Here is a 12334-nt window from a genome sequence, read left to right as displayed (position 1 = left end):
GATAATGAAAAAAATTTCATTTTCATTTCAGTATAAACTATTAATATTTTAAAAATAAGGTACAAAGGAGATTTATGATTGAAATATTTATAAAATCTATAAAAGATTTGTTTGATAAAAAAATATTATTAACTTCGCTTATTCCAATAATTATTGCGGCATTTTTTTGGGGAGTTGTGTTTTTTGTGTTTCACACTCAAATACATAATTTTATACTTTTTATAATTTCTCATATTCCTTTTATAGGAACTAATAATTTTATAGCCAATTTGGTTGAAGCAATAGGTGGAATACTGCTTTATTATGAGCTTTTAATTATAACATCTGTTATGATTGCAGGTATTATAGCAGATAAAATTGTTGAGAGAATAAATGAAAAATATTATCATCTAAAAACAAACGGCTTTGGAAGATTTATAGGAAGTGTTGTTGTTTCATTAAAATATAATATTATATTTATTATATTGTTTATTATTGCACTGCCTTTAATGTTTGTACCTGGATTAAATATGTTGGTACATCTTATTTTATGGGTAATTTTAATTAAAGAACCCCTTTTTTATGATTCACTAGCGATGATAGCTGATAAAAAAGAATATTTTACTATTAAAAAAAGATATAAATTTTCTATTTTGGTTTTATCATTTATTTTGGCTGCTTTATTTTTAATTCCCCTTTTTGGTGTTTTTGTTTATATTATCCAATTAATTTTATTTACACATTTCAATTTAAATAAATTAAAGGAAATCAGAAATGAATCTGCATCAGCTTATTGAACAATTTTTTAATTACATGTCTGTTTTCCCAAAAGATACAGTTAATTTAATACTGCTTAGTGTTTTATTTGTCGGTTCAATTATTGAATCCCTGCCGGTTTTGGGAATGTTTTTTCCAATGGAAACTTATACTGTTATTTTAGGGATTTTCGCATACAAAGGGATTGTAGATTTAAAAATAGCTATTTTAACTGCATTTTTAGGCTTGCTTATAGGTGATATAATAGGGTTTTATTTAGGCAGGAAATTAGGAGAAGAATATATAAAAAGTCATGCTAAAAAATTAAAAATTACACCCCAAAAATATAACAAAATAAAATTTTTAATAAACGATAATTTAATTAAAGCCCTCTTTATAGGAAGGACTACCAGTATAACCCGCTGGATTGTCCCATTTTTAGCCGGTGCAAATAAGGCTAATTTTAAAAAATTTGTTCTTGCAAATATTTTAACAGGAGTTTTCTGGGCGTCTGTTTTTATTTTGGGCGGATATTTCTTAGGCGATATATTTGAAATTTATGGAAAATATTTCGGTCTTGGGGTTTTAGCCGCCACAATTATTGCTTATTTTATATATAAATTTTACAAACATTATCAAAAATTTTTTCAAAAAGAAGATACAAAACTTTTAATTTTAAACATTTTCGGGCTTTATCTTTTTTTTAAAATGCTTGAAGATGTAACCGATTTGGAATTAATTACAAAATGGGATTTTTACATAAGTTCACATATTCATGAAATTTACAATCCTTTACTTAATAAAATAATGATTTTTATAACATCTCTTGATAATCCTTTGGAAGTTACGATGATTATAATTTTAATAGTTTTATTTTTAATTTTTAAAAAATTATATTATAAAGCTTTGTTCTTTATTTCGTCAGTTTCAGGTGCGGCGGTATTATTTGAAATTATTAAAAATATAGTAAAAAGACCGAGGCCCCCGCATTATTTAATAGAAGTAGGAGGTTATTCTTTCCCATCAGGTCACGCCACATTAAGTACAGCACTTGCTTTTAGTTTATATTTAATTTTTAAAGATAAAGTGAATAAAAAAATACTGCTTATTTTGTGTATAATTTATCCTCTGTTAATTTCATTTACAAGAGTTTATTTAAATGTTCATTATCTAAGTGATGTAATAGCAGGAATTGGACTTGGGCTTTTTTGGGTCAGTTTAATGGCAATGGTTTTTAAATTGGTAATGAATAAATTAAAATAAGTAATATTTTTAAGTTTTATAGTAAAAACTGTATAATTTCTTAAAAAGGTTTCTTATGGAAAAATTTATTCAAATAATAAAAGAGGCGGGAGAGATATTTAAAAAAGGGTTTTATTCGGCTAAAGAAGTAAGTCTAAAAGGTAAAAAAGATTTAGTTACAAATTACGATATAAAAATAGAAGAGTTTTTAAAAGAAAAATTTTCAAAATTTAATTATTCCATTATTGCGGAAGAATCGACAAAAGAAGAGTTTAACAATTCAATAATAATAGATCCGATTGACGGAACTACCAATTTTTTTCATCAAATTCCTCACTGTGCAATAAGTGTGGGCGTTTATGAAGAAAAAAAACCAAGATTCGGTATTGTTTATAATCCTGTTTTGGATGAACTTTTTTATGCCGAGGCTGGAGGCGGCGCATATAAAAACGGTAAAAAAATAGAAGTCAGTAAATTCAGTGATTTTGGGAGGGCATTGATTGCAACAGGTTTTCCATATTCGGGTGCTGAAAACAGGGATGATTTAAACTGGGTGATTGAAAAACTCTCAAAAATTTTGCCAAAATGCCAGGATATTAGACGATTTGGAAGTGCGGCTTTAGATTTATGTTATGTGGCTGAAGGGAAATTTGACGGATATTATGAAACAAATCTGAAGCCCTGGGATGTAAGTGCAGGGATTATTATTTTAAGTGAAGCCGGAGGCAAGGTTAGTAATGAAAAAGGAAGCGAATATAATATGTTTGAAGATAAATGCATAATTGCAAGTAATGGAATTATTCATATAAAATTTTTAAAGTATTTCTGATGCTTCAGGCTCTGGCAGGTCTTGGACTTTTTTTATTCGGAATATATCTGTTTGAAGATATTTTAAGAAAACTTTCATCAAAATCCTTTAAAGAAATTATTAATAAACTCACAGGCGGTAAAATAAAAGCGTTTTTTTCTTCAATATTTTTTACAGCTCTTTTTCAAAGCTCGTCTTTTATAACTTTAATAATTCTTTCTTTAATCGGTGTCGGGTTAATTAATCTGGAAAATGCTGTTGCAGTGATTTTCGGGGCGAATATAGGGACGACATTTACAGCATGGATAGTTGCTGTTTTTGGATTTGAAGTTAATTTAACACCTCTTTTTTATTTTTTTATTGGTCTTGGCGGATTTAGTATTTTGATAGAAAATGAAAAAATAAAAAGAATTTTGCTTTTAGTGTTTGCTGTAGGACTTTTGTTTTACGGACTTGAAATTATGAAAGATGCAATGGAGGGTTTTTCTAAAAATATTGATATAAACGAATTTAAGAATTATCCTTTAATTGTTTTTTTACTGGTCGGTTTTATAATAACAGGAATTATTCAATCAAGTTCTGCTTCTATTGCAATAATCCAGAGTGCGCTTTTTAGCGGTGTGGTTGATTTTAAAATGGCAGCCGCTTTTGTAATAGGTGCGAATATTGGTACTACTGTTACCGCTGTAATAGGTTCTATTGAAGGAAATTCAGATAAAAAAAGGCTTGCTTTAGCTCATGTTTTATTTAATATAAGTGTAGGGGTGGTTGCTTTTATTTTTATTAAATATCTGGTTGAAATTACCCTTTATTTTACGAACGGGCTGGACAATGTTTTAAAAATAGCATTTTTTCATACGTTATTTAATGTTTTGGGCGTAATTATATGGTTTCCTTTTATTGATTTTTATTCAAAATTACTTAAAAAAATAATAAAAGATAAAAAAAGAAGTGTTGTTAAGTATATAAATGCAGTTGACATTAATATTTTAAATTTAGCTCTCGACGCTTTGAACAAAGAAATAAACAGGCTTGCCAAAAAAGTCAGCAATTTCGCTCTTCTTGCGATATTTGTCCCTCCTTCTAAAACAGATAAGTCTATAGATAAAATTTTAGAAGAAAACAGCGAATTAATTGATGTCGATTTTAATAAACTGTATAATGAAATCAGGGAAATAGAAGGGGAAATTTATAAATTTATATCACAGCTGAATCAGGATGAAAATATTGTAAAACTGTTTAAAAAAACAATGTATCTAGCTACCGCTGTAAAATCCATAAAAGATATGCTGGGAGATATTGAAAAAATTTATGAAGAAGAAGGGCTTGAAGAATTTTTACAAAATATTAGATATCAGATTTTAAAAGCCACAATTTTATTCAGAAAATATTTAAACGGGGAAAATGTGTATGAGGAAATAGAAAATATATATGACCAGATTGCCAAATCATATAAAAGGGCAAGCGATATAATCAAACTGATTTCCAAAACTTCAAAAGTAAGTGCCGAAATTAACGCAATAATGATAAATATGCTGCATTTATCCAAAAGTTACATTAAATCACTTAGAAATATTATGCTTCTTAATTCTGATAAATAATATCGATATCTTTTGGAAAATTAAGCGGTGGAATAGAAATGTTTTTATTTGTTTTTTTAAAATAAATTTCAACCTTGTTTCCGATATCATCCGTATACCATGCTTTTTTAAGAGTTTTATCATAAATAAAATATATCTCTTTTTTGTTATTAATTGCAACATATAAATTTTTATCAAGTTTTTTAGCATTTTTTAATATCTTAAAAAGATTTAATTTCGCTTTTTTTGAAATAGTAACCTGCATTAAATCAGGCTCATAAATATAAACTTTATCTTTAATCCATATCTCTTTAATATTAGGATATGTGTATTTCCAGTAAATTTCATTGTTTTTAAGTATAACTATTCCTTTATAAGTTAATTTTTTGTCTTTAGAATATATATACTGGGTGAATTTGGCTTTAAATTCTTTTGGTAAATTTAGGGCATTTGAAATAGTAATAATAAAAATTAATAAAAATGTATTTCATAAAAACATTTTTCACTTTTCATTTTTAACTTTTCACTTAAGAATATGTTATTATAACAAAAAACTTTGCAAAGGCTTTTTTAATGGTAAAACATGTGTTCAGGAAAATATTCGGTACAAAAAACGACAGGGAACTAAAAAAATATTTTAAAAGAGTAAAAGATATAAATGCATTAGAAGATAAATATCAAAAGATGAGTGATGAAGAAATAAAAAACGAATTTAATAAAATAAGAGAAAATGCGTTAAAAGAGGTGGAAAAAGAAGATAAAAATATTGTGCTTGATAAATATTTAAATGATGTATTTGCAATGGTGCGGGAGGCAAGTAAAAGAGTACTTAATATGAGGCATTTCGATGTGCAGCTTGTAGGGGGAATGGTATTGCATGAAGGAAGAATTGCCGAAATGAAAACGGGGGAGGGTAAAACCCTTGTTGCAACTCTTCCCGTTGTGCTTAATGCAATGCTTGGCAGGGGCGTTCATGTGGTAACAGTAAATGATTATCTGGCAAAAAGGGACGCCACTCAGATGGGAGAGCTTTATTCATTTTTTGGATTAACTACAGGTGTTGTAATTTCAGGAATGGAGGAAAGTGAAAGAAAAAAGGCCTATGAATGTGATGTTACTTACGGTACCAATTCGGAATTCGGATTTGATTATTTAAGAGACAATATGGTTTTTGATATAAATGATAAGGTTCAAAGAGGACATTTTTATGCCATAGTGGATGAGGTTGATAGTATTTTAATTGATGAGGCAAGAACCCCTCTTATTATTTCAGGACCGGCTAATAAAAGGGTTGAAGATTATTTAAAAGCAGACGAGGTTGCCAAAAAAATGGTAAAAGATAAGCATTTTAAAGTTGATGAAAAAGACAAGGTTGTTTTATTGACGGAAGAAGGAATAAAAGAAGCTGAAAAACTTTTTGGTGTAGAAAATCTTTATACTCCTGAGAATGCCATTCTGGCCCATCATCTTGACCAGGCCATAAAGGCTAATTATCTTTTTCAAAACGGAAAAGATTATATTGTAAGAAAAGGCGAGGTGTTAATAGTTGACGAATTTACAGGAAGAATTGCCGAAGGCAGAAGATTTAGCGAAGGGCTTCATCAGGCTCTTGAAGCAAAAGAGGGTGTGGAAATACAGGAAGAATCACAAACATTTGCGGAAACCACATATCAAAATTATTTCAGGCTTTATGAAAAATTGGCCGGTATGACAGGAACTGCTCAAACAGAAGCTACTGAATTTATCGAAATTTATGGACTTGAGGTTATTTCAATACCGACTAATATGCCGGTAATCAGAAAAGATTTAAACGATTTGGTTTATAAAACGGCAGAAGAAAAATTTGAATCCGTTGTAAAAACAATAAAAAAACTTCATACAAAAGGTCAGCCCGTTTTGGTCGGGACTACAAGTGTAGAAAAAAGCGAATATTTAAGCAGGCTTCTTAAAAAAGAAAAAATACCTCATACTGTGCTTAATGCAAAACATCATAAGAAAGAAGCGGAAATTATCGCCCAGGCCGGAAGAAAAGGTGCTGTGACAGTTGCTACTAATATGGCCGGTAGGGGAGTTGATATCAAAATAGACGATGAAGTTAAAAAACTCGGAGGATTATATATTATAGGCACCGAAAGGCATGAAAGCAGAAGAATTGACAATCAGCTCAGAGGCCGTTCCGGCCGTCAGGGAGACCCGGGTGCAAGCCAGTTTTATCTTTCACTTGAAGATGATTTACTTAGAATTTTCGGAAGTGACAGAATAAAAAGAATTATGGAAAGACTCGGTATTGAAAGGGGTGAGCATATTGACAGCAAATTAGTCTCCCGTGCCATAGAAAATGCACAGAAAAAAGTTGAAAATATGCATTTTGAAGCAAGAAAGCACATTTTAAAATATGATGATGTCGCAAATGAACAGAGAAAAGTTATTTATAAATTCAGAGACCAGATACTTGATACAAATTTTGATATTGAAAATAAAATAAAAGAAATGAGAGAGGATTTTGTAGAATATATTTTAAATGAGAGCGAAGTTTTTCCGGAAATGCAGGAAGACGACATAAATTATGAAAATTTGATTTCTCATTTGAAAGAATATACGGGAATTGTTTTTTCTTTGGAAGAGATGAAAAATAAAGATTATGATTCATTAAAAAATTATATAACAGAAAAACTACAAAACAAATTCGAAGAAAAATTTAAAGAAGCAAGCAAAGAAGACAGGCAAAGGATTTTAAGACAGGTTTTACTTCAGGTACTTGATGAAAGCTGGAGAGACCATTTATATATGATGGATATATTAAAAACAGGAATAGGGCTTAGAGGATATAATCAAAAAGATCCTCTTGTTGAATATAAAAAAGAGAGTTTTACTTTGTTTGAAGAATTAATTCAAAGAATAAAAGTTGAAAGTTCCAAAATACTGCACAATTTACAGATAGAATACCAAATGCCAGAAATTGACCCTGATATCGCAGAGTTTATGAAAGCAATTGAAGGTAAAAAAGTTGAAGATATTTTAAATAAAATTCCGGAAATACCGGAAAATATGGAAGAAAAAGATGTAAATGAAATAATTAATAATTTAGATGAGGAAACCAAAAGATTGCAGGCCGAATTTGAAGCAAAACAGGAGAAAAAAAGAGTAAAAAGAAATGACCCCTGTCCCTGTGGAAGCGGTAAAAAATATAAAGACTGCTGTGGGAAAAGCCCTAGGTTTTAAATAGTGAGTAGTGAGTGGTGAGTAGTGAGTTGTGAGTAGTAAAATGAATAAAAAATTTGTAAATTTTATAATTAAAAGATATTTAAGGTTTGATAAAAAACATCCTTTTATATATATAAGTTTTATTCTCGCTTTTCTTGGTATTTTAACCGGTGTTGCGACTTTAATGATAGCAATGGGGATTATGAACGGAATGGACAGGGAGTTTGAAAAAAAACTGAAAGTTATGAATTATCCCATAACTGTTTATTCATCATTAGTGAATGTTGATGATTCAACATTAAAACTTTTAAAAAAACACTTTCCTGAGTTTAAATATTCACCCTATATCGAAACATCGGCGGTTGTTCAAAACAGTAGCAATTTAAACGGGGTGCTTCTTTATGGGGTGGATTTTAAAAAAGAAGCAAATATTAATTATATTTTTAAAAATGCTATAAATGGAATTGATAAAACAGGACTTTTTGATGTAGTACTTGGAAAAAGGCTTTTTTCTGACCTTGGTATAAGTAAAGGTGAAAAAATTATAATGATTTTTTCAAAAATTACTCCTCTTGGATTTGGTATTTCTCCTATTATTAAAAAAGTAAAAATTGTCTCTTATTTTAACAGCGGCCTTGTGGCATATGACAAAGGAATAGCTTATATGAATATAGAAGGTCTTAAAAGAATATTACATCAAAATTTTTACAGCGGTATTCATATTTACTCTCCCAATCCTTTTAAAGACATTGAAAAAATAAAAAAAATACTTCCTCCCGGTATCGGAGTAATTGGATGGTGGCAGCAGAACGGCAATTTTTTTGCAGCTTTAAAAATGGAAAAAAGAGCTTTGTTTTTAGTGTTAATGCTTATAATTATTGTGGCTTCGCTTAATATTATTAGTTCACTTCTTATGATGATTATGAGTAAAAGAAAAGAAATTGCTTTAATGATGAGTCTGGGTGCCGGAAAAAAAGAGATTAAAGCTGTTTTTTTAAGACTTGGACTTATTGTGGGGCTTATAGGTATAATTAGCGGGGCTTTGGTAGGAGGAGTTGGTATTTGGGTTTTGAAGACATTTGATATAATCAAACTTCCGGCGGATGTTTACGGGGTCAGTAAATTACCGATTAATCTCAGTTTTACAGATTTTAACTTGATTATTTTTGGAGCTTTTGTAATTGTCCTTTTTGCGTCATTTTATCCTGCGCTTAAGGCAAGTAAAACCGATGTGCTTGAAACATTAAGATATGAATAAAGTTTGAGGCACTAACTAAATAACGAAAAAATAAAAATATTACAGCATTGCGGAGTTTAACGAAAATTTTGCGTCTAAAAAATTGCACTCAACCCGTCAGGGCGCTTGCTGTTTGCAATTTTTAGCAAAATTTGAGCGGTGCATTAGCAAAATGAAGCTCTGAAGCTGTTATATTTTTAGCTTTGTAGTTATTCTTATATATTTTACCATTTAGTCATTGATAAAGTTTGATATAATTGCAAAAAAAAGGAATAAAATGCAAGGCGCAATGACTGCTTTAATCACTCCGTTAAAAAACGGAAAAGTTGATGAAGAGACTTATGCAAAACTGATTGAAAGGCAGATAGTTAACGGAATTGACTGTGTTGTACCTGTGGGTACCACAGGGGAGAGTGCAACTTTAACACATGATGAACACAAAAGATGTATTGAAATAGCGGTTGAAGTGTGTAAAGGAAGGGCAAAAGTAATAGCAGGGGCGGGAAGCAATTCCACTCATGAAGCGATAGATTTAGCTAAATTTGCTGAAAGTAAAGGCGCTGATGCAATTTTGAGTGTAGCCCCTTATTATAACAAGCCCACCCAAAAAGGTCTTTATGAGCATTATAAAGCACTGGCAAACAGTATTTCTATTCCTGTGGTTTTATATAATGTTCCGGGCAGAACCTGCTCTAATATCGAAGTTGACACGGCTGTAAAACTGTTTAATGATGTTGAAAATATTGTTGCAATTAAAGAGGCAACCGGAAAAATTGAAAATGTGGTGGCTTTAAAATCAAAATCAGGTATAAGCGTAATAAGCGGTGAAGATGCAATAAATTATCCCATTATGGCAACAGGGGGAAGCGGATGCATATCTGTAACATCAAATTTATTGCCGGATAAAATTGGAAAACTTATTCATCTTGCCTTAAAAGGTGAATATGAAAAATCAAAAGAAATAAATGAAGAATTGTATGAGATTAACAAAGTTTTATTTATTGAAAGTAATCCAATCCCTATAAAATTTGCAATGTATGAAGCAGGGCTTATTCCATCTCTTGAATACAGACTTCCTTTAACAGCACCTTGTAAAGAATCACAGGTAAAAATTAAAGAAGTAATTAAAAAGTATTTATAAAACTTTAGTTATAAGTGGAGCAACAAGGGGTATAGGAAAAGCTATTGCCGAGAGGTTCGCAAAAGAAGGTGTAAATATAGCATTTACATACAATTCAAATAAAGAAATTGCCGAGAATCTGGCAAGTGAATGGAAAGAAAAATATAATATAAAAGCAAAGGCTTATCAATTAAATATACTTGAGCCCGAAACATATAAAGATTTATTTAAGACAATTGATGAGGATTTTGATAGGGTAGATTTCTTTGTCTCAAATGCAATAATTAGCGGCAGGGCGGTCGTAGGAGGTTTCGGACCTTTTATGAGGTTAAAACCAAAAGGCCTTTGCAATATATTTACAGCCACTGTAAGCGCTTTTGTTGTAGGCGCCCAGGAAGCGGCAAAAAGAATGAAAGAAAGAGGCGGAAGTATTATTTCGCTGAGTTCTACAGGAAATCTTGTTTATACCCCTAATTACGCCGGACATGGTGCAAGCAAAGCTGCGGTTGAAACCATGGTAAAATACGCTGCGGCTGAGCTTGGAGAATTTGGAATCAGGGTTAATGCTGTAAGTGGAGGGCCTATTGATACTGATGCATTGCGTGCATTTCCAAATTATGAGGAGGTAAAAAAAGCGGTAGAAATTAGAAGTCCGCTAAACAGAATGGGGACGCCTGAAGATTTGGCTGGAATTGTCTATTTCTTATGCAGCGATGAAGCAAGCTGGATAACAGGAGAAACCGTTATTGTTGACGGAGGCACAACGTTTGGAGGGAAAATAGGTTGATTACGGAAGATAATATAAATCTTCAAAAAAATATGAGATGGGAAAAAAAACTTAAACATATCCCGAATTTACTGGCTTTTTCAAGAGTTTTTTTAGCTCTTTTAATGTATTTCTTTTTAGTAAACAGAAATTTATTCAGCGGAATTGATTCAAGCTGGTTTGATTATTTTGCAGTTCTTTTGTTTGTTGTGGCTTCCATAACCGATTTTTTTGACGGTTTTATTGCAAGAAATTTTAATGCAATCAGCAAACTTGGTGAAATTCTTGACCCTCTTGCCGATAAAATGCTGGTACTTGGTGCTTTTTTAGGTTTGTTGTTTTTACACAGGGCAAATGCATGGGCAATATATTTAATACTTCTTAGAGAATTTTTTATTACAGGTCTTAGAATTGCTATGGTAGAAGAGGGAATGTGTGTAAAAGCCTCATTTGCCGGAAAAATAAAAACTGTTTTTCAAATGATTGCTATTGGATTTTTAATAATGAACTGGCCTTTTGCGAATTTATTGCTTTGGATTGCCGTAATATTAACGTTATATAGCGGAATGGATTATGTTTTAGCATATATAAAGAATCAAAATGATTAGCGCTTTACTTATATTATCTTTTTTAATATTTTTTCATGAATTAGGTCATTTTTTAATGGCAAAATTAGTAGGTGTAAAAGTTGAAGTTTTTTCTATAGGATTTGGGAAAAAACTGATTTGTAAAAAAATAGGGGATACCAACTGGTGTTTAAGTGCTGTTCCTTTGGGCGGTTATGTTCAGATGAAAGGTCAGGATGATTCAAATCCGGCTTTGAAATCAAATGATCCGGATTCATACACTTCTAAAAGTCCATGGCAGAGAATTTTAATTCTTTTAGGGGGACCAGGTTTTAATTTTCTGCTTGCATATTTGATTTATTTGTCTGTCGCAGTTGCAGGATGGCCGAAACTTGCACCTGTTATCGGAAATGTTATGGAAAATTCCCCGGTATTTCATCAGTTAAAAAAAGGTGATGAAATTATTGAAGTAAATGGTATAAAAATAAAATCGTGGGATGAAATTCCGGTGTTGATACAAAACAGTGATAAAGTCAATTTGGGAGTTAAAAGAAAGAGTAAAATTATTATGTTAACTATTAAGCCTAAAACAATTATTACTAAAAATATTTTTAACGAACCGATAAAAAGAAAAATTATAGGTATTTCCCCTGGCGGAAAAATTATAAAAGTTCATTATTCTATAATAAAAGCCTCTGTTGTAGCCTGGCAGAAATTTTTAAACGACGCAGGGCTTATTTTCAAAGGTATTGAAAAACTGATAACCGGTGCGATAGGGTTAAATACAATAAGCGGACCGATAGGAATAGTGGATGTAACGGCTAAAGTTGCGAGTATGGGGATTATTCCTCTTCTGTTTTTAACGGCGCTTTTGAGTGTGAATTTGGGAGTTTTAAATTTGCTGCCTATTCCGGCACTTGACGGTGGTCATATTATGTTCAATTTATACGAGGCTTTGTTTAAAAAAGAAATAAGCGAAGAAATTATGATAAAATTCACAATAGGAGGCTGGGCTGTTTTAGGCGCTCTTATGATAATTGGAATATTTAACGATATAATGAGAATAATTCATTAAG

11 protein-coding genes are annotated in these 12334 nt (G+C 31.0%); 10 read left to right on the top strand and 1 reads right to left on the bottom strand.

Annotated features, from left to right (window positions below):
• The first annotated feature begins 74 nt into the window (after positions 1-74).
• The 4 genes from DZ64_RS0100150 to DZ64_RS0100135 are packed head-to-tail and all read left to right on the top strand — an operon-like array spanning position 75 to position 4386.
• A complete protein-coding gene (locus DZ64_RS0100150; RefSeq protein ID WP_024786690.1) occupies positions 75-776 on the top strand; it encodes an EI24 domain-containing protein in 702 nt (233 codons plus the stop codon).
• Positions 754-1998, top strand: coding sequence for a bifunctional DedA family/phosphatase PAP2 family protein (locus DZ64_RS0100145; RefSeq protein WP_024786689.1), 1245 nt, complete (start codon positions 754-756; stop codon positions 1996-1998). Before DZ64_RS0100150 ends, DZ64_RS0100145 begins: the two co-directional genes overlap by 23 nt.
• Positions 1999-2053: 55 nt before the next feature.
• On the top strand, positions 2054-2806 hold the full coding sequence (locus DZ64_RS0100140; RefSeq protein ID WP_024788967.1) for an inositol monophosphatase family protein: 753 nt from the start codon (positions 2054-2056) through the stop codon (positions 2804-2806).
• Positions 2806-4386 (top strand): Na/Pi cotransporter family protein, encoded by a 1581-nt coding sequence (locus DZ64_RS0100135; RefSeq protein WP_024786688.1) that lies wholly within the window; start codon positions 2806-2808, stop codon positions 4384-4386. The genes DZ64_RS0100140 and DZ64_RS0100135 overlap by 1 nt, the downstream gene beginning before the upstream one ends.
• Here DZ64_RS0100135 and lolA read toward each other — a convergent pair.
• On the bottom strand, positions 4370-4822 hold the full coding sequence (gene lolA / locus DZ64_RS10290) for a LolA-like outer membrane lipoprotein chaperone (protein ID WP_236618702.1): 453 nt from the start codon (positions 4820-4822) through the stop codon (positions 4370-4372). The genes DZ64_RS0100135 and lolA overlap by 17 nt on opposite strands.
• A gap of 116 nt (positions 4823-4938) precedes the next feature.
• Here lolA and secA point away from each other — a divergent pair, with 116 nt between their 5' ends.
• The 6 genes from secA to rseP all read left to right on the top strand — a co-directional run bounded on the left by secA (position 4939) and on the right by rseP (position 12333).
• Positions 4939-7587 (top strand): preprotein translocase subunit SecA, encoded by a 2649-nt coding sequence (secA, locus tag DZ64_RS0100125; RefSeq protein WP_024788965.1) that lies wholly within the window; start codon positions 4939-4941, stop codon positions 7585-7587.
• 43 nt (positions 7588-7630) lie between these two features.
• Positions 7631-8827: an ABC transporter permease gene (locus tag DZ64_RS0100120; RefSeq protein ID WP_024788964.1), complete on the top strand. Its 1197-nt coding sequence runs from the start codon at positions 7631-7633 to the stop codon at positions 8825-8827.
• A 256-nt stretch (positions 8828-9083) separates the two neighbouring features.
• Entirely contained in the window at positions 9084-9947 is an 864-nt protein-coding gene (gene dapA / locus DZ64_RS0100115) for a 4-hydroxy-tetrahydrodipicolinate synthase (RefSeq protein WP_024788963.1), read from the top strand.
• Positions 9940-10713 (top strand): enoyl-ACP reductase, encoded by a 774-nt coding sequence (locus DZ64_RS10285; RefSeq protein ID WP_035002973.1) that lies wholly within the window; start codon positions 9940-9942, stop codon positions 10711-10713. The genes dapA and DZ64_RS10285 overlap by 8 nt, the downstream gene beginning before the upstream one ends.
• Before the next feature lie 32 nt (positions 10714-10745).
• Positions 10746-11300, top strand: a complete 555-nt coding sequence (gene pgsA / locus DZ64_RS0100105) for a CDP-diacylglycerol--glycerol-3-phosphate 3-phosphatidyltransferase (RefSeq protein WP_035003217.1) — start codon at positions 10746-10748, stop codon at positions 11298-11300.
• Positions 11293-12333 (top strand): RIP metalloprotease RseP, encoded by a 1041-nt coding sequence (gene rseP, locus DZ64_RS0100100; RefSeq protein ID WP_035002971.1) that lies wholly within the window; start codon positions 11293-11295, stop codon positions 12331-12333. The genes pgsA and rseP overlap by 8 nt, the downstream gene beginning before the upstream one ends.
• Position 12334 lies beyond the last annotated feature (1 nt).

It is taken from the genome of Lebetimonas sp. JH292, assembly GCF_000523275.1.
Taxonomy (GTDB): domain Bacteria; phylum Campylobacterota; class Campylobacteria; order Campylobacterales; family Nautiliaceae; genus Lebetimonas.
The sequence above is the reverse complement of the archived record's forward strand: the minus strand, read 5'-3'. Positions and strand labels throughout refer to the sequence as shown.

What these genes read in the sequence shown, in the direction of transcription:
- DZ64_RS0100150 (WP_024786690.1), top strand. Translation starts at nt 75, where the DNA reads ATGATTGAAATATTTATAAAATCTATAAAAGATTTGTTTGATAAAAAA.
- DZ64_RS0100145 (WP_024786689.1), top strand. Translation starts at nt 754, where the DNA reads ATGAATCTGCATCAGCTTATTGAACAATTTTTTAATTACATGTCTGTT.
- DZ64_RS0100140 (WP_024788967.1), top strand. Translation starts at nt 2,054, where the DNA reads ATGGAAAAATTTATTCAAATAATAAAAGAGGCGGGAGAGATATTTAAA.
- DZ64_RS0100135 (WP_024786688.1), top strand. Translation starts at nt 2,806, where the DNA reads ATGCTTCAGGCTCTGGCAGGTCTTGGACTTTTTTTATTCGGAATATAT.
- secA (WP_024788965.1), top strand. Translation starts at nt 4,939, where the DNA reads ATGGTAAAACATGTGTTCAGGAAAATATTCGGTACAAAAAACGACAGG.
- DZ64_RS0100120 (WP_024788964.1), top strand. Translation starts at nt 7,631, where the DNA reads ATGAATAAAAAATTTGTAAATTTTATAATTAAAAGATATTTAAGGTTT.
- dapA (WP_024788963.1), top strand. Translation starts at nt 9,084, where the DNA reads ATGCAAGGCGCAATGACTGCTTTAATCACTCCGTTAAAAAACGGAAAA.
- pgsA (WP_035003217.1), top strand. Translation starts at nt 10,746, where the DNA reads ATGAGATGGGAAAAAAAACTTAAACATATCCCGAATTTACTGGCTTTT.
- rseP (WP_035002971.1), top strand. Translation starts at nt 11,293, where the DNA reads ATGATTAGCGCTTTACTTATATTATCTTTTTTAATATTTTTTCATGAA.